This window comes from Nonomuraea sp. NPDC003709 (assembly GCF_040610775.1).
GTDB classification, from domain to species: Bacteria; Actinomycetota; Actinomycetes; order Streptosporangiales; family Streptosporangiaceae; genus Nonomuraea; species Nonomuraea angiospora_A.
The window spans coordinates 22,039-38,063 of the sequence record NZ_JBEXMW010000011.1 but is presented as its reverse complement, the minus strand read 5'-3'; the positions used below and the strand labels follow the sequence as shown (position 1 = coordinate 38,063).

At 72.2% G+C, this 16,025-nt stretch carries 15 protein-coding genes; 13 read left to right on the top strand and 2 right to left on the bottom strand.

What is annotated here, in order from left to right; all coding sequences use genetic code 11:
• The first annotated feature begins 16 nt into the window (after positions 1-16).
• The 10 genes from ABZX61_RS30870 to ABZX61_RS30825 all read left to right on the top strand — a co-directional run bounded on the left by ABZX61_RS30870 (position 17) and on the right by ABZX61_RS30825 (position 10,038).
• A complete protein-coding gene (locus ABZX61_RS30870) occupies positions 17-1,315 on the top strand; it encodes an extracellular solute-binding protein (RefSeq protein ID WP_355199655.1) in 1,299 nt (432 codons plus the stop codon).
• A 7-nt stretch (positions 1,316-1,322) separates the two neighbouring features.
• A complete protein-coding gene (locus ABZX61_RS30865; protein ID WP_350735945.1) occupies positions 1,323-2,222 on the top strand; it encodes a sugar ABC transporter permease in 900 nt (299 codons plus the stop codon).
• Positions 2,219-3,100: a carbohydrate ABC transporter permease gene (locus ABZX61_RS30860; RefSeq protein WP_355199654.1), complete on the top strand. Its 882-nt coding sequence runs from the start codon at positions 2,219-2,221 to the stop codon at positions 3,098-3,100. The genes ABZX61_RS30865 and ABZX61_RS30860 overlap by 4 nt, the downstream gene beginning before the upstream one ends.
• 18 nt (positions 3,101-3,118) lie before the next feature.
• Positions 3,119-4,486 (top strand): carboxylesterase family protein, encoded by a 1,368-nt coding sequence (locus ABZX61_RS30855; RefSeq protein WP_355199653.1) that lies wholly within the window; start codon positions 3,119-3,121, stop codon positions 4,484-4,486.
• Positions 4,486-5,625, top strand: a complete 1,140-nt coding sequence (locus ABZX61_RS30850) for an ROK family transcriptional regulator (protein ID WP_355199652.1) — start codon at positions 4,486-4,488, stop codon at positions 5,623-5,625. The genes ABZX61_RS30855 and ABZX61_RS30850 overlap by 1 nt, the downstream gene beginning before the upstream one ends.
• Before the next feature lie 25 nt (positions 5,626-5,650).
• Positions 5,651-7,195 carry a GMC oxidoreductase gene (locus ABZX61_RS30845; protein ID WP_355199651.1) on the top strand — a complete coding sequence of 515 codons (1,545 nt, stop codon included), beginning with the start codon at positions 5,651-5,653 and terminating at the stop codon, positions 7,193-7,195.
• On the top strand, positions 7,192-7,800 hold the full coding sequence (locus ABZX61_RS30840; RefSeq protein ID WP_355199650.1) for a nucleoside deaminase: 609 nt from the start codon (positions 7,192-7,194) through the stop codon (positions 7,798-7,800). The genes ABZX61_RS30845 and ABZX61_RS30840 overlap by 4 nt, the downstream gene beginning before the upstream one ends.
• Entirely contained in the window at positions 7,797-8,756 is a 960-nt protein-coding gene (locus tag ABZX61_RS30835) for a sugar phosphate isomerase/epimerase (protein ID WP_355199649.1), read from the top strand. Before ABZX61_RS30840 ends, ABZX61_RS30835 begins: the two co-directional genes overlap by 4 nt.
• Positions 8,757-8,865: 109 nt before the next feature.
• Complete coding sequence (locus ABZX61_RS30830; protein WP_350735925.1) at positions 8,866-9,192, top strand: hypothetical protein; 327 nt, start codon at positions 8,866-8,868, stop codon at positions 9,190-9,192.
• 3 nt (positions 9,193-9,195) lie between these two features.
• On the top strand, positions 9,196-10,038 hold the full coding sequence (locus ABZX61_RS30825; protein ID WP_355199648.1) for a hypothetical protein: 843 nt from the start codon (positions 9,196-9,198) through the stop codon (positions 10,036-10,038).
• A gap of 19 nt (positions 10,039-10,057) precedes the next feature.
• Here the strand turns inward: ABZX61_RS30825 and ABZX61_RS30820 are convergent, their stop codons facing one another.
• Together ABZX61_RS30820 and ABZX61_RS30815 are read right to left on the bottom strand one after the other, a co-directional pair.
• Positions 10,058-11,005: an aldo/keto reductase gene (locus tag ABZX61_RS30820; protein WP_355199647.1), complete on the bottom strand. Its 948-nt coding sequence runs from the start codon at positions 11,003-11,005 to the stop codon at positions 10,058-10,060.
• Between the two features lie 9 nt (positions 11,006-11,014).
• Positions 11,015-12,244 carry a cytochrome P450 gene (locus ABZX61_RS30815; protein ID WP_355199646.1) on the bottom strand — a complete coding sequence of 410 codons (1,230 nt, stop codon included), beginning with the start codon at positions 12,242-12,244 and terminating at the stop codon, positions 11,015-11,017.
• Positions 12,245-12,491: 247 nt separating this feature from the next.
• Here ABZX61_RS30815 and ABZX61_RS30810 point away from each other — a divergent pair, with 247 nt between their 5' ends.
• From ABZX61_RS30810 to ABZX61_RS30800, 3 genes are read left to right on the top strand one after another with little or no spacing between them, the layout of a single operon-like run.
• The gene (locus ABZX61_RS30810) at positions 12,492-14,027 is read left to right on the top strand and encodes an FAD-dependent monooxygenase (RefSeq protein ID WP_355199645.1); all 1,536 of its coding nucleotides are present in this window, start codon (positions 12,492-12,494) and stop codon (positions 14,025-14,027) included.
• Positions 14,024-14,896, top strand: coding sequence for a phytanoyl-CoA dioxygenase family protein (locus tag ABZX61_RS30805; protein WP_350735911.1), 873 nt, complete (start codon positions 14,024-14,026; stop codon positions 14,894-14,896). Before ABZX61_RS30810 ends, ABZX61_RS30805 begins: the two co-directional genes overlap by 4 nt.
• 36 nt (positions 14,897-14,932) lie before the next feature.
• Complete coding sequence (locus ABZX61_RS30800) at positions 14,933-15,982, top strand: ketoacyl-ACP synthase III family protein (protein WP_355199644.1); 1,050 nt, start codon at positions 14,933-14,935, stop codon at positions 15,980-15,982.
• Positions 15,983-16,025: the final 43 nt, after the last annotated feature.

Genomic DNA, 16,025 nt, shown 5'->3' with positions numbered 1-16,025 from the left:
GTGACAGGAGCCCCGAGTGTCCAACCTCTCCCGACGCGGTGCCCTAAGGCTGACCGCCGGCATAGCTCTCAGCCTCACCCTCTCCCTGGCAGGCTGCGGACGCAGTGACGACGCCGCCGCGATCGGCACCGCCAAGCCCATCGACGCCTCCCCGGCCACCGGCACCATCAACGTCTGGGCCGCCCAAGGCGACGCCGACGTGCTCGACAAGGTCATCGAGCCGTTCAAGGCCGCGAACCCGGACGCCACCGTGAAGTTCACGCTGATCCCGAACGCCGAGTACTACACCAAGCTCCAGTCGGCGATCGCGGCGGGCAAGGGGCCCGATGTAGCCCAGTTCTTCTCCGAGTCGCAGGCGCAGTTCCTCGATCCGTCGATCCTCCGGCCCGTGCCCGACGGCCTCGTCGACCCCGGTGGCTTCTTCAAGAGCCTCTGGGACGCGGGCGTGGCCAAGAACGTCGCCTACACGGTGCCCTGGTACGCCTACACGTACGCGCTCGTCTACCGCTCCGACCTGGCGGAGAAGGCGGGTGCGAAGGCGCCGGCCACGTGGGACGGCATGGTGCCGTTCCTGAAGGCGCTCCAGGGCGCCGGCGCCGGGCACGGCCTCGGAGCCGACATCGGCTGGGACATCTTCAACGGCCAGGACGTCGCCATGTACGCCTGGCAGGCGGGCGGCTCGCTGCTCTCCTCCGACGGCAAGTGGACGCTCGACACGCCGGCGATGGCCGACGCGCTCAAGTACAACGCGTCGTTCTTCACCTCGGGCGTCGCCGACCCCAGCGGGCCCACGTTCCTCGACTCGCAGCCGTACTTCGTCGAGGGCAAGACCGCCGCCATGATCACGGGCCCGTGGGTCATCGGTCAGCTCGACACCGCCGCGAAGAAGCCCGGCTGGACGGCGTCCCACGTCGCGACCGCGCCGCTGCCGGCCGGGCCGTCGGGCGGCACCTCCTTCTCCGCGGGCGGCAGCTGGGGCGTGCTCGCCACCAGCGGCAACGCGGCCGCGTCGTGGAAGCTCGTCCGGCACCTCTCGCAGCCGGGCACCCAGGTCGCGCAGTACAAGGCGTACAGCTCGCTGCCCGCCGTCATGTCCGCCTGGGAGGACCCCGCCATCAAGGGCCAGCCGCTCCTCGGCGCCTTCCTGACCCAGCTGACGAACACCCGGACGTTCCCGCAGGTGAGCACCTGGCAGCAGGTCGCGACCCGGCTGGGGAAGGAGATGGAAGCGGTGGCCAAGGGCAAGGGCACCGCCGAGCAGGCCGCCGCGAGCGTCCAGGCGTACGCCGAGAGCCTCGGCACGGGTACGCGGTGAGGCGCACATGACCACCACCGTCGCGCGCCGACCCCGGGGCTCCCGCCGGACGGGTGTCGCCTGGCTGTTCCTCGCGCCGTTCGCCATCGTGTTCCTGCTCTACACGGCTGTCCCCACCGTCGCCGCGCTCGGGTTCAGCCTCACCGACCTGCGGGGCACGGATCTGCGCGATCCGTTCGCCGTCGACTTCACCGGCCTGGAGAACTATCTCCGCCTGTTCCAGGACGAGAGCTTCCTGCGGGACATCCTCAACACCGCGCTCTTCGTGGTGGTCGGCGTGCCGCTGACCATGGGGATCGGGTTCGCCCTGGCCTTCGCGCTCAATACCGGCATCCGGCGGCTGCGCGGCGTGTTCCGCGTCGTCTTCTTCGCACCGGTCGTCACGAACATCGTGGCCGTCGCGCTGATCTGGCAGTACGCCTTCAACGCCGGCGGCACCGTCAACAAGGTGCTCGGCGCCGTCGGATTCGCCGGACCGAACTGGCTGGACGACCCGAACCTGGCCATGCCCGTGGTCATCCTGCTCGGGATCTGGCGCAACTTCGGCACCGCGATGGTGCTGTTCCTCGCGGGTCTGCAGGCGGTCCCGCAGGACGTGTACGAGGCCGCCGCCCTCGACGGGGCCGGCCGGTGGCGGCAGCTGAGGAACATCACCCTGCCGCTGCTGCTGCCCACCACGCTCATGGTGTCGGTGCTGCTGACCGTCTTCTACCTCCAGGTGTTCGACGAGCCGTACCTGCTGACGAACGGCGGCCCGCTGGGCTCCACCGAATCGGTGGCGCTGTACACCTACCACCAGTTCGGGTCCGGGGCGCTCGGGACGTCCTCGGCCGCGTCCTTCGTGATGCTCGTCCTCGTGATGCTGGTGAGCGTCGTCCAGTTCCGGCTGCTGAGGCCCCGCGCATGAGCACCATCGCCACGGTGCGGGACACCGAGATGATCAGCGCCCGGGTCGCCGTGCGCCGCCGGTCCGTCACCCGGCCCCTGCTGTACGGCGCGCTGGTGCTGTGCGCGCTGCTCACCATGCTTCCGTTCGTCTGGGTGATCAGCGGCTCGCTGCGCAGCCTCGACGAGATCCGCTCCGACCCCGGCGCCTGGCTCCCGGCCCACGTCACCCTCGGCAACTTCACCCGGCTGTTCGCCACCGAGGGCTTCGGCGGGTACATGGCCAACAGCATCGTGGTCGCGATCATCGTGGTGGGAGGCAACATCGTGGCCGCGTCGGCCGCCGGCTACGCGCTCGCCAAGCTCGACTTCGCGGGCAAGCGGCTCGCCTTCGGCGCCGTCATGGCCGCGATGATGGTGCCGTTCACCGCGGTGTTCGTCACGCAGTTCGTGATCACTGTCGACATGGGTCTGGCGGACACCCTCGCCGGCATCGCGCTGCCCGGCGTGGCGATGCCGATGTCGGTCTTCATCATGCGGCAGTACGCGATGTCGATCCCCGGCGAACTGCTCGAAGCGGCCCGCATCGACGGCGCGGGCGAGTTCCGGATCTTCTTCCGGATCTTCCTGCCGCTGGCCGGCCCCGCTGTCGCGACGATCACGATCATGTCGTTCCTCGCCTCCTGGAACAACTTCATCTGGCCGCTCATCGTCGCTCAGAGCATGTCCAGCTACACGCTCCCGGTCGGCCTCGCCGCCACCAGCCAGGCCGCGTCGCACGTCACCGACTACGGGCTGCTCCTCGCGGGTGCGATCGTCGTGATGCTGCCAGTGCTGGTGCTCTTCCTGTTCCTGCAGCGCTACTTCGTTCAGGGCGTCGCCGGAACGGGGATGCGGTGAGCCGTGTTGGATGATCGGATGGACTCATACGACGCGCCCGGCGAACCGGTCACCGTTCATGCCCCCGCGGGCACGATCATCGGCCGCCGCGCCGGCCAGGTAAGGCGCTTCCTCGGCATCCCCTACGCCGAAGCACCCACCGGAGTGCGGCGGTTCGCCCCGCCGGTCCCGCGTGGCCGGTTCCCGGAGCCGTTCGACGCGTCGCGGCACGGCGCCACCTCGCAGCGCGTGCCGCTGTTCGCCACGACGACCATCCCGGAGCCGTCGATCCCGGGCGACGACGTGCTGAACCTCGGCATCGTCACCCCGGCCCCCGACGACGACCGCGGGCCTCTCCCCGTCATGGTGTGGATCCACGGTGGCGGTTTCCTGGCCGGGAGCCAGGCCAGCCCGTGGTACGACGGCCGCGCCTTCGCCCGCGACGGCGTCGTCTGCGTCACCGTCGGCTACCGGCTGGGCGTCGACGGATTCGCCCCGCTGGACGGCGTCCGGCCGAACCTCGCGCTGCTCGACCTGCTGCTCGCCCTGGACTGGGTGCGGGAGAACATCGCCGCTTTCGGCGGCGATCCCGACCGGGTCACCATCGCCGGCCAGTCGGCCGGGGGCGCGGCGGTGCTCGCGCTGCTCTCCTCACCCGCGGGCAGCGGCCGCTTCCACCGCGCGGTCAGCCTGTCCGGCGGCATCTTCGGCGGAGGCGCGGACGCCGCCCGCGACCTCCTCGAACGGCTCGGGCGCAGGCTCGGCGTGCCGCCGACGGCCACCGGATTCGGCAGCCGCACGGTGGAGCAGATCCAGCAGGCGGTCATCGACCTGCGGGACGAGGGCGGCGGCGGGCTCGTGCTCGGGCCGTGCGTCGGCGACGACCTCCTGCCGGTGCCCATCGCCGACGGGCTCGCCGCCCATGGGCACGACGTGCCCGTGCTGCTCGGCGCGACGGCCGACGAGTTCGACGGCGGCGTCGAGCAGGAGGCGAGAGCCGCCGCCCGCGCGGCGGGCACCCGCTTGACGGACGCTCTGTTCCGCTCCGCCTGCGCGCGCACGGCGGCCGCCCGCCGCCAGGCCGTCGCCGGGACCTGGCTGTACTCCTTCGAATGGCCGTCTCCCGTGCTCGGCGGTGCCGCGCACTGCGCCGACCTGCCGTTCTTCTTCGACGTGCTCGACGCGCCCGGCGTCCCCCAGGCGCTCGGACCGAACCCGCCCGCCGACCTGGCCACGCTGATGCACGCCGATCTGGCCGGGTTCGTGCATGGCCGGGAGCCGGCCTGGGCGCGGGCGACCGGCGGGCCCGGCGATCCGGCGCGCGAATACGGCCGGCCCGGGGCGGCCCTCGCGGCCGACACCACCGGCGTGTACGACCCCGTCGTACGGGCGGCGGAGGAGTGCTGATGCCCGGGATGAACCAGAGCGCCGTCCGGCGGGTCAACACCTCGGTCACCCTCCGGGCACTGGCCGTGTCGGCCGGGCCGATCACGCTGGCCGAGCTCGCCGAGCAGACCGGGCTGTCCCGCCGTACCATCGAGCTCATCCTGGACTCGCTCGTCGAGGCGGGCTGGGTGACCGAGCTGGACCGCGTGCCGACCAGCGGCTACGCCGGGCGCCCCGCCCGCCGCTACGAGCTGCGGGCCGAACACGCGCTGCTGGCGGCCGTCTGCGTCACCACCTCCGACGTGTCCGCGGTCATCGCCGACGTGCGCGGCCGCATCGTCGGCCGGGCGCACCGGCTGCTGCGCTCCTACCAGGATCCGCAGGCCACCCTCGACGACACGGCGGCGCTGGTGCTGGCGGCGCTCGACGACGCGGGCGGGTCGGCGGACCGGCTGCGCGCCGGCGCGGTGGCCAGCGGCGGTGCGATCGACGACGACGGGGTCGTCCGGCGTCTGGTCCACACGACGCGCTGGGAAGGCGTGCACCTGCCCGAACAGCTCAGGCAACGCATCCGGATCCCCTGGTTCGCGGACAACGACACCAACCTCGGCGCGCTCGCGGAGCGCTGGCGGGGCGTCGCCAACGACCACGACAACGTCGTATGGGCGATCCTCGGGAACCGGGCGGGCCTCGGCATCCTCATCCGCGGAGCCGTGCACCGCGGTCTGGACGGCGCCGCGGGTGAGATCGTCGAAGCGCGGTCGATACCGACCGGCTCCATCGAGAACCGCCCGGTGGCCTGGCTGACCTCACCGCAACCGGCCGAACGCAGCGTCGCGCTCGGCCGCATCGACGCCGCCCGGGCGGGTGACGCGACCGCGCTGGCGGAGGTCGACGAATTCGTGGAGAACATCGCCTCGATCCTCACCACCTTGTCGTGGACCATCGCACCGTCGCTCATCGTGCTCGGCGGCGGCCTGGAGGACGCGGCCGACGTGCTGCTGCCCCGGGTGCGCGCGGCGATGCGCGACGCTCGCGCCCCCGCGGTCGAGTTGCGCGCCACCGGACTGGGCCGCGACGCGCCGCTCGTCGGCGCGGTCAAGCTGGCCCTCGACCGGATGGACACCGAACTGTTCGGCCCACTCACCCCGAGTCAATGATCCGGCACGAGCTTGGAGTCTCACTGTGACCGACACCCCCGGCACCGATGTCCTCATCGTGGGCAGCGGCATCATGGGATCCGTCGTGGCCCGGCTGCTGCGCGAGGCCGATCCCGCGCTGGACATCACGATGGTCGACGGCGGCACCGCGATCGGGGAGGCCCCCGGCCTGCACCTGCACGACCTCGACGACCCGGTCCTCTGGTCGCGCTACAACGACCGGGTCGCCACCGGCATCCAGGGCATGTACACGGGCGCCGAGGTGGTGCGCGAGGTCGCGGGCGGCCTCACCGACCTGACGCCCGGCATGTTCCACGCGCTCGCCTTCGGCGAGGACGCCGAGGCGATGCCGGCGACCGCGCTCGCCTGGAACGCGGGCGGCATGGGCGTGCACTGGACCGCCGCGACGCCATGGCCCGCCGGAGCCGAGGTGTTCGACTTCGGCGACCCGGACCGCTGGGCGGCGGACCTGGACACCGCCCGCCGGGTGCTCGCCGTCACGCCGTCCGCGATCGGCCCGACCGAGGTCGGCCGGACGGTGCTCGACGTCCTGCGCCGGCGCTTCGACGGCGTCGGACCGGGGGACCGGCGACCGCAGCCGATGCCCATGGCCGTCACCGCGACGGCGTCGGGCCCCATGCCGCGCACGGCCCCGGGGACGATCTTCCCCGCGATCGCGGCGGGCGGGGACCCGGGATTCACCCTGGCGACCGGCACGCTGGCCACGACGCTCCTCGTCTCCGGCGGGCGGGTCGCCGGGGCCCGGCTGCGCCGCGTCGCCGACGGAGCCGAGTGGGAGCTCCTGGCGGACACCGTGGTTGTGTGCGCCGACGCGCTGCGCACTCCGCAGCTGTTGTTCGCCTCGGGCATCCGGCCCGCGGCGCTGGGCCGCTACCTCAACGAGCACGCGTTCATCACCGCCCGGGTGCTCCTCGACCTCGACCGGTACGGCCTCGGCCGCGGCGACCTGCCCCTGCCGCGCCCCGGCGAGTTCAGCACGGACTCGCTCTGGCTGCCCCAGAACGGAGCGGCACAGCCGTTCCACGGACAGATCATGAACCGCACGTACGTGGACGAAGGCGGCGACGCCCTCGCGTACTCCGTGGGCCTGGGACTGTACGCCCCCGTCGAGTCCCGCCCCGAGAACCGGCTCGTGTTCTCGGAAACCCGGACCGACCTCGCCGGAATGCCCCGGATCACCGTCGAGTTCGGCTACTCCGACGCCGACCGCGCGCTCATCGGCCGCGCGCTCGACGAGGTCCGGTCGATCGCCGAGGAGTTCGGCTCGTTCGATCCCGCGACCGAGCGCGCGCTGCTGCCGCCCGGCTCGTCGCTGCACCAGACCGGCACCGTCCGCGCCGGTCTGGCCGACGACGGCACGAGCGTGTGCGACCCGGATGGCCGGGTGTGGGGCTTCGACAACCTGTACGTTGCGGGCAACGGTGTGATCCCCACCGCGATGGCCGCCAATGTCACTCTGACCGGCGCGGTTACCGCGGTGCGGGCCGCTCGCGCCGTCGCAGGACGACACGCGGCGCCGGCCGCACACCGAGAGGAAGCACGCTCGTGATCGACATCGCCAAGGAGTACCGCGTTGCGCTGCCCGCGTGGATCGACGACGAACTGGCCGCCGTGCCCGCCCTCGTCCCCGGCCGCGACGACCGGATGCGCCTCGTGCACCGCCTCGCCGACCGCAACTGGCGCGAGGGCAACGGCGGCCCGTTCGCCGCGATCGTCGCCGAGCCGGAGTCCGGCCGGATCGTCTCGGTCGGCGTGAACGTCGTGCTCGCCTCCGGCGTCTCCAGCGCGCACGCCGAGGTCGTCGCGCTCGGACTCGCCCAGAGGGCGGTCGGCGGCTGGGACCTCGGCGGCGACGGGTCGCCCGCACACGAGCTGGTCGTGAACTGGCGTCCGTGTATCCAGTGTTACGGCGCGGCCATGTGGTCCGGGATCCGCGGTCTCGTGGTCGCCGGCGAGGGCCCCGAACTGGAGGAGATCACCACGTTCGACGAGGGCCCGCTCGGGGCGGACTGGGCCGAGCAGTTCGAGGCACGCGGCATCCGGGTCACCCGGGACGTGCTCCGGGACGAGGCGCTCGCCGTGTTCCGCGACTACCGCAAGGCCGTCGACACCGGCGGCGTCACCGTCTACAACGCCCGCGGAGGCACCGAATGACGCTGGGGACCACCGCCGAACCCCGCTTCGCCACCGACATCATCACCTTCTACCACCCGGGGTTCTGGGGGCTCGACTCGGCCGGTGCCTTCCGCGAATGGGCACTCAAGAACCCCGACCGGTTCTGGGAGCGGGTGCTGGACGCGCTGGCCGAGGCCGGCATCAGCGGCATCGAGCTGACCTTCGCGCCCGGCGACATCGACTCGGCCCTGCGGGCCTTCGGCGACGCGCCGTCGTTCCGCCGCGAACTCCAGGCTCGCGGCCTGTCCGTCGTGAGCGCCTTCATGGCCGCGAGCGAAGCACCTGACTGGCGGGACGGCGACAACCTGCCCGCGATCGTCGCCGACGCCGAGCGGCACGCCGCCTTCCTCGCCGACGTGGGCGCGGAACTCCTCGTAGCCGGGCTGCCCATGCGCCAGACGTTCGGGACGCGCCCGCCCTTCTTCGTCGACGCCGCGTACATGACCCGGATGGCCGACATCGCCCACGTGGCCGGCGAGGCCGTCGCCCGGCACGGTGTGAAGCTCGCCTTCCACACCGAGTCCAACAGCACCCTCTGGTACGAGAGGGACATCGACCTGTTCATGGCGTTGACCGATCCCCGCTACGTGTGGCTCTGCCCCGACTCCTGCCACATCGCGCTCGGGGGCGGCGACCCCGTCGCCGTCGCGCGCCGCCACGCCCAGCGCATCGCGCTGGCGCACTGGAAGGACGCGGTCAAGCCCATCGACGTCGAGCTCACCATCGACGAAACGGTCTTCGCGCAGCAGCAGCCCTACATGACCGAGCTGGGCACGGGCATCGTGGACTGGCGAGGGTGGGCCGAGGCGATGTCCCGCACACCCGGCGCCGGCATCGTGCTCATCGAGCTGGACGAGGCGGCCGACCCCGTCGCCGCGCTCCGGGCCGGGACGGCCGTCGTGCGCGCGGCCAGGACGCGGCCGTCTCCGGCCTGACCTGGGCGTCGAGCCGGCCGACCGCAGTAATGACAAGGGGTGGTCGAGCCGACATTGACACCGGCTACCGGCTGTCGCAAGGTGAGCGCAGGCTGACAGAAGGGTTCCCATGTCGTCTGAGCGCCTTCCGGGACCGTCGAACGTCCCTCCGCCTCCACGCCGGGGCGACAGCTCGGTGCACGACCTGTCGAGGGCCACGGGTGAGGACGGCGGGGGCTCCGCGTTCCGCCGTGCCCTCGGCTCGCCCCGCACCCACGAGACAGTCCGGGCGCTGGTCGACGCCGGCGGCCAGATGCGCATCGCGGACCTGCAGGACCGGGCTGGGCTGTCGTTCCTGCAGTTCACGGCGGTGCTGGCCGAGCTGACGGAAGAAGGGTTGGTGACGGTCAAGGGACCTCCCGGCGACGAGGTCGTCCACCTGTATCGCGAGGTGTGAGCCATGTGGGTGCCCTTTCTCGCGGTCGTCCTCATCGGCGCGCTCGTCGCGCTGGCCGAGCTGGTGTCGCGGTATCGCGACAACCCCGCCGGGGCGCTGTGGTCGGTGCCGGCGGCCTTCTACGTCGCCGTCAACGCGGGCGGCGCGGCGGCGGCGTTGTGGACGGTCACGCAGTTCGGGTGGACCTTCGGCGCCACGGGGGAGAGCGTCACGTTCACGCAGGTGCTGGCGGCGGGGTTCGGGTCGGGGGCGCTGTTCCGCAGCTCGCTGTTCAACGTCACGGCGGGCAACCAGGTGATCGGGGTCGGGCCGAGCGCGGTGCTCACGGTGATCCTGTCGGCCGCCGACCGGGCGGTGGATCGGGGGCGGGCCAGGATCCGGTCCAAGGGGGTCGGCGAGATCATGGGCGGGTTCCCGTTCGAGCGGGGCGCGGACGCGCTGTTCCATTACGCGGTGGCGGCGCTGCAGAACTTCACGCCCGCCGAGGTCAAGGTGGTCGAGGATCGGATCGCGTCCCTGCGCTCGGGACGGGAGGCCACCCTTCCCGAGCAGGTCAAGTCGTACGTGCTGGGTCTGTCGTTGCAGGCGCTGATCGGTGAGAAGGTCCTGCGGGAGCTGGTGGAGTCGTTGCGGCCCGCCTTCGAGCAGGCGCCGCCCGCCGAGCAGGCGCTGCTGGACGTGCTCCGCGCCAACGGCACGTCCGAGCTGCGCAAGCTTCAGGCACTGTCGGGGCTGCAGCTGTTCGAGTTCTCGCGGGTGCTGGACGGGCTCGTCGCGGCGGGGCGGGTGGCCGTGGACGGCGGGTCGGGCCAGGAGATCGCAAGCTTGGCGAAAATGACGCCTTGACGTACGAGGGCTCGCGCCGTCAAGCCGCCGCGAGGAGCGGCATCAGCCCGGTGATCTCGGCGAGTTCCTCGGTGGTCGGTTCCCAGTCGCCGGCGGCCGCGTTGGCCCGGACCTGCTCCGGGGCGGTCGCGCCGGCGATCACCGAGCCGCAGCCGGGCAGCGCGGCCAGCGTGCCGATGGCCACGTCCAGGAGGGACCGGTCGTGCTTGTCGGCCCACGACGTCAGCGCCTCCACCCGGTCCAGCTTCTCCGGCGTGACGAGGTGGGGACGCTCCGCGAGCCGGCTCCCGGCCGGCGGCTCGTGCCCGCGCCGCACCTTCCCCGTCAACAGCCCGTGGGCCAGCGGGAAGTACGGCAGCACGCCGACCCCGTAGTGCAGGGCCGCCGGCACCACTTCGCGTTCGGCGCCGCGCTCCAGCAACGACCAGTGGTTCTGCGCCGACACGAACGGTGCGCATCCCCTCGCGCGGGCCACGTGCGCGGCCTCGGCGATCTGCCAGCCGGCGAAGTTGGAGCTGCCGACGTAGCGCACCTTGCCCTCGCGCACGAGCTCGGTCAGGGCCTCCAGCGTCTCCTCGATCGGGGTGACGCCGTCGGGGAAGTGGTACTGGTAGAGGTCGATGTGGTCGGTACGCAGGCGGCGCAGCGACCCCTCCACCGCCCGCCGGATGTACGACCGGCCGCCCAGCGTTCCGCCCGCCGCACCCTGGTCGCCAGATCTGCCGAACTTGGTGGCCAGCACCACCTGGTCCCGCCGGCCGGCCAGCACCTCGCCGAGGATCTCCTCGGAGGCGCCGTGCATCGCGCCGTACGCCTCGGCGGTGTCGAAGAGCGTCACGCCCTCCTCGATCGCCGCGTCCACCACCTCCCTGGTACGGGCCACGTCGATCCGCGAGCCGATGTTGTTGCAGCCCAGACCGACCACCGACACCCGCAGGCCAGAATCGCCCAAGGTCCTGTAACGCATGATCCGAAGTCACCCTTCGCTCGAACGGGCCGCCGGGGCAGCGCCCCAGGTGACCGGCAGGCGGTCCACCCCGTACACCGCCATGCGGTCGCGGGTCGGCACCTCGGCCGCCGGAACGGCCAGGCGCAGGTCGGGAAAGCGCTCGAAGAGCGCGGTCAGCGCGATGCGGAGCTCGGCCCGGGCGAGATGCTGGCCGAGACACTGGTGGATGCCGTGCCCGAAGGCCAGGTGCCCGGTCGCGGAGCGGGCCAGGTCCAGGGTGTCCGGGTCGGGGAACCGCTCCGGGTCCCGGTTCGCGACCGGCAGCGCCAGCACCACGGTCTCGCCGGCCGCGATGACCTGGCCGCCGAGCTCGACGTCCGTCAGCGCGGTGCGCCGTACGTCGAACTGGAGGATCGACAGGTACCGCAGGAGCTCCTCGACCGCCGGTTCGGCGAGCTCAGGGTCCGCGGCCAGGCGGGCTCGCCGGGCCGGGTCGGCCAGCAGCACGAAGGTCGCGAGCGCGAGCATGCTCGACGTGGGGAGATGGCCGGTGGCCAGCAGCACCATCCCGAGGTTGGTGAGTTCGTCGTCGCTCAGGCCGCCGGTCGCCACGGCGTGCGCCAGCAGTCCGTCGTCCGGCGGGCCTGATCCGGCGCGCAGGCGCTTGAGGAGGCCGCGTACCGTCTCCGTGATCGACATCACGGCCTCGGCGGTCTGGCCCGGTGTGGAGTCCAGGTCGTTCATCACTCCCGTGGCCGCCTGGATCACGTGCCGGTCCTGCGCGGGGACGCCGAGCAGCTCGCAGATGACCAGCGCCGGAACCGGGACGGCGAACGACGCGACGAGGTCGGCGGGCGGCCCGGCGGCCGCCATGGCGTCGAGCGCCTGCGCGGTGTACCGCCGGATCGCGGGCGTCAGCTCGGCGACGCGGCGCGGGCCGAAATGGCGGCTCAGCAGGCGGCGGTACCGGGTGTGTTCGGGCGGGTCCATGTGGGGGAAGATCCCCGGCTCGGCGGGCGTCGGCCGCTGCTGCGCGCGCTCGCGGCCGACCGGCTGGTGCAGCAGCTCGCGCCGGGTGCTGAAGCGTGGGTCCGCCAGGATGGCGCGGGTGACGGCGTACCCGGTCGCCACCCAGCCCACGTGCCCGTCGGGATAGGCGAGCCGGCTGAGCGGGGCTCGCTTCCGCAGCTCGACGGGCGGGTCGAAGGGATTGGGCCGGTCGGTCTCCAACGGCTGGGCCTTCCGACCATCGCTCATCCGGCAACCTCCCACCTGCGCGCCGGTCCGGCACGCCGTTGATCATCGGCGCTGATGATTATGCATGGTGCGTCCGAAAAATGACACCACTAGTCATTTATGGATCATCCGATTAGCATCGGCGCTGACCGCCCGGAGGCACATCTGTCAACACTCACGTTGCGAACCGCCGTGAGTATCGCCGGTCTGTAGTGGCGACCCGGCAGCTTTTTCAGCAGTCTCTTTCTCTCCTCCAGCAGAGGTGTTAATGGCGTATCTGGATGCGCAGGTCGCAGTTGTCGGTGCGGGACCGGTGGGGCTCATGCTCGCGTGTGAGGTGGCCCTCCACGGCGTTCCGGTGGTGGTGCTCGAACGGCTGCCCGCGATCGAATGGCGCCCGAAGGCCGAGGGCATCACCGGACGGGCCATCGACATCATGGACCGTCGCGGTCTCATGATCGGGGTGACCGAGGCGCCTGCCGCGCCGCTGACGTCCGAGCAACAGGATCGCATCGCCGAGGGGGAGCGGCGGCCGGACAGCCTGCTCCCCAAGGCGTTCCCCGGCGCGCGGCATTTCGCCACCATGTTCCTGCTCCGCCCGGAGTCCCCCGACCTGCTGGTGCCCCAGCAACTTCTGGAGGAGGACCTGGCGCGGCGCGCGGCGGACCTGGGCGTCGAGGTACGGCGCGGCCACACGGTCACCGGTTTCGTCCAGGACGACGACCGGGTGTGTCTCGACGTCGAAGGCCCGGACGGGCCGTACCGGATGGAGGCGGAATGGCTCGCCGGCTGCGACGGCGGCCGGAGCGTGGTCAGGAAGCTGTCGGGCATCGCCTTTCCTGGCACGGACGGCGTCACGGCCGGATACCGCGCCTTCGCCGAGATCGACGACCCGGAATTCCATCTCCCCGGCTGGTTCCGCAAGGACGGCGGGCTCCTCGTGTACGAGGAGGGACCGCCCCGGTTCATCACGCTGGAGTTCGACGGCCCACCGGCGAACCGGGACGCCCCCATCACGCTCGAGGAGTTCCAGGAGTCGCTGCGCCGGCTCAGCGGCACCAAGGTGACGGTCACCGAGGTCAAGAAGATCACCCGCTTCACCGACAACGCGCGGCAGGCCGAGACGTACCGCAGCGGGCGGGTGCTGCTCGTCGGCGACGCGGCACACGTCCACTCGCACTGGAGCGGCCCGGGACTGCGGCTCGGGCTGGGAGACGCCCTCAACCTCGGCTGGAAGCTCGCCGCGGTCGCGCGCGGCTGGTGCCATGAGGACCTGCTCGACACCTACAACTCCGAGCGGCACCCGATCGGCGAGCAGACGCTGGAGATCCAGCGTGCCTCGATCGCGCTGATGCGCCCCGGCCCGTACGTCGACGCGTTGCGCCGGCTGCTCACGGAGCTGCTGCTCCGCGACGAGGCGAACCGGCAGCTCACCTCCCTGATCGACGACCTGCACATCAGCTACGACATGGGCGACCCGTCGCTGACCGGTCCGCTGGTCGGGCGCTACAGCCCGGATCTGCGCCTACGGTGCGCCGACGGCCCCGTACGGCTCGCGGAGCTGCAACGCACCGGGCGGCCGCTGCTGCTCGACCTCGGCGCCGGCCCCGAGCCGCGGGCACTCGCCGAACCCTGGGCCGACCGGATCGACGTGGTCACGGCCGAATGCGCCGAGGCCCCGGCGGACGCCCTGCTGATCCGTCCGGACGGCTTCGTCGCCTGGAGCACGCCCGGTGACCCGGCATCGCTGCGAGGCGCCCTCACCCGATGGTTCGGCCGCCCAGGACAGGAGGCTTCGCGATGAGTGACCCCAAGCTGACCACGCTGCCCGGGTCGGCGCCGCTCGCCGAGGCGATCGACGTCGTCGAGCGGGACGGAGCGGTGATCATCGAGGACTTCGTCGACGCCGGCACGCTCCGCGGCCTGTGGGACGACCTGGGTCCGGACCTGGAACGCCAGGCGGACGGCGACGGCCGCCTGGTCGGCGAGAAGACCCGGATCCTGCCGGGTCTGATACGCCGGAGCGGGCACTCGATCGCGATCATGCGCCAGCCGCACCTCCTCGGCTGTGCGCGGCACTTCCTGCAGCGCCCGGTGAAGGCCTGGCTCGGCGAGCAGCGCGTGGAGCTGGTCCCGACGATCCAGCTCGGCATATCGCGGGCGATCCAGATCAGGCCCGGCGTGCCGCTCCAGGGGCTGCACCGGGACGACACGGCCCACCTCCGTACCCACCCGGGTCCGGAGAGCCGGGTGCAGGTCATGGTCGCCGCGAGCGAGTTCACCGCGCGCAACGGCGCCACCCGCGTGATCCCGGGCAGCCACCGGTGGGACGACGAGCGGGCGCCCCGCGACGACGAGGCGGTCCCCGCCGAGATGCGGCCCGGCGCCGCGTTGCTGTGGCTCGGCAGCACCTACCACGGCGCCGGCGTCAACGCCTCCGACGCGCCGCGCACCGGCCTGTCGTACGCCTACGACCTCGGCAACCTCCGCCAGGAGGAGAACCATTACCTGTCCTTGCCGCTGGACACGGTCCGCGGCTACCCCGAGGACATCCAGCGGCTCCTCGGCTACGAGGCCTGCCCTCCCATGTGCGGGCTGTACGAGCTGAGCGATCCGATGCTGCTGCTCCGCGACGGGGCGGAGAACCCCGCCGCGACGGCGGGCCCCCAGTGAGGCCCGACGGCCTTTCGCACCGCTGAAGGAGGACGCATGCGAACACCCGACATTTTCCTGCGCAGTATCGGCGTCCATCTGCCGCCGGTGGTCAGCGTCGAGACGGCCGTCGCCGAGGGCCGCTACCCGGCCGACGAGATGGAGTACTTCCGCCTCGGCGGCGCCGCGGTGGCCGGCGACGTACCGGCTCCGGAGCTCGCGCTCCGCGCGGCCCGCCACGCCTTTGAGCGCTCCGGCGGAATGTCACCCCGCGACCTGGACCTCATGCTGTACGCCGACGTCTGGCACCAGGGGCCGGAGGGCTGGCAGCCGCAGTACTACCTGCAGCAGCACCTCATCGGCGGCGACGTCCTGTCCCTCGAGCTGCGGCACGGATGCTGCGGGCTGTTCAGCGCCCTGCAGCTCGCCGCCGGATACCTGCGGCCGGGCGGCAGCGCGCTGCTGGTCGGCGCCGACAACCACGGCACCCCGCTCGTCGACCGGTGGCGCATGATCGAGGGCAACGTGATGGGCGACGCCGGGTGCGCGCTGCTGCTCACCACGGACACGGGCTTCGCGGAGCTGCGCTCGGTCAACGTGGTCGTGCTCCCGGAGGCCGAGTCGGTCAACGACGGCGGCGTGCCGATGTTCCCGCCGGACGCGACCGTGGGCCGGCCGCTCGACTTCGCCGCCCGCAACCGCGAGTTCCGCAAGCGCCTTTTCGCCCGCGACGGCGCCGACGTCATGCTGGCGATCCAGACGACGCTGATGGGGCTGGTCGACCGCACGCTCAAGGAGGCGGGGATCACCCTCGACGAGGTGGCGCGCGTGGCCTTTCCCCACGGGCGCTGGGACGACCTGGAGCACCGGGGGGTGAACTGGTTCGGGCTGACCTTGGCCGACACCACCTGGGACTACGGCGCGAGCGTCGGGCACCTCGGGGTCAGCGACCAGTTCGTCGCCCTCGACCACCTGATGGCCGTCGGAGCGCTGGCCCGCGGCGACTACCTGCTGCTCGTCGGGGTGGGCGCCGGCACCACCATGGCCTGCGCCGTCCTGCGGATCCTCGACGTCCCCCAGGAGTACGCCCCCGGCGGGCCCGGCTGAGCAGGCGCCCGCATCGAGGATCGAGTTCGACGAGCCCGGGAGG

Excerpts from the sequence above, each read along its gene's own strand:
- ABZX61_RS30865 (WP_350735945.1), top strand. The coding sequence starts at position 1,323 with ATGACCACCACCGTCGCGCGCCGACCCCGGGGCTCCCGCCGGACGGGT.
- ABZX61_RS30860 (WP_355199654.1), top strand. The coding sequence starts at position 2,219 with ATGAGCACCATCGCCACGGTGCGGGACACCGAGATGATCAGCGCCCGG.
- ABZX61_RS30855 (WP_355199653.1), top strand. The coding sequence starts at position 3,119 with ATGGACTCATACGACGCGCCCGGCGAACCGGTCACCGTTCATGCCCCC.
- ABZX61_RS30850 (WP_355199652.1), top strand. The coding sequence starts at position 4,486 with ATGCCCGGGATGAACCAGAGCGCCGTCCGGCGGGTCAACACCTCGGTC.
- ABZX61_RS30835 (WP_355199649.1), top strand. The coding sequence starts at position 7,797 with ATGACGCTGGGGACCACCGCCGAACCCCGCTTCGCCACCGACATCATC.
- ABZX61_RS30830 (WP_350735925.1), top strand. The coding sequence starts at position 8,866 with ATGTCGTCTGAGCGCCTTCCGGGACCGTCGAACGTCCCTCCGCCTCCA.
- ABZX61_RS30825 (WP_355199648.1), top strand. The coding sequence starts at position 9,196 with ATGTGGGTGCCCTTTCTCGCGGTCGTCCTCATCGGCGCGCTCGTCGCG.
- ABZX61_RS30820 (WP_355199647.1), bottom strand. The coding sequence starts at position 11,005 with ATGCGTTACAGGACCTTGGGCGATTCTGGCCTGCGGGTGTCGGTGGTC.
- ABZX61_RS30815 (WP_355199646.1), bottom strand. The coding sequence starts at position 12,244 with ATGAGCGATGGTCGGAAGGCCCAGCCGTTGGAGACCGACCGGCCCAAT.
- ABZX61_RS30810 (WP_355199645.1), top strand. The coding sequence starts at position 12,492 with ATGGCGTATCTGGATGCGCAGGTCGCAGTTGTCGGTGCGGGACCGGTG.
- ABZX61_RS30805 (WP_350735911.1), top strand. The coding sequence starts at position 14,024 with ATGAGTGACCCCAAGCTGACCACGCTGCCCGGGTCGGCGCCGCTCGCC.
- ABZX61_RS30800 (WP_355199644.1), top strand. The coding sequence starts at position 14,933 with ATGCGAACACCCGACATTTTCCTGCGCAGTATCGGCGTCCATCTGCCG.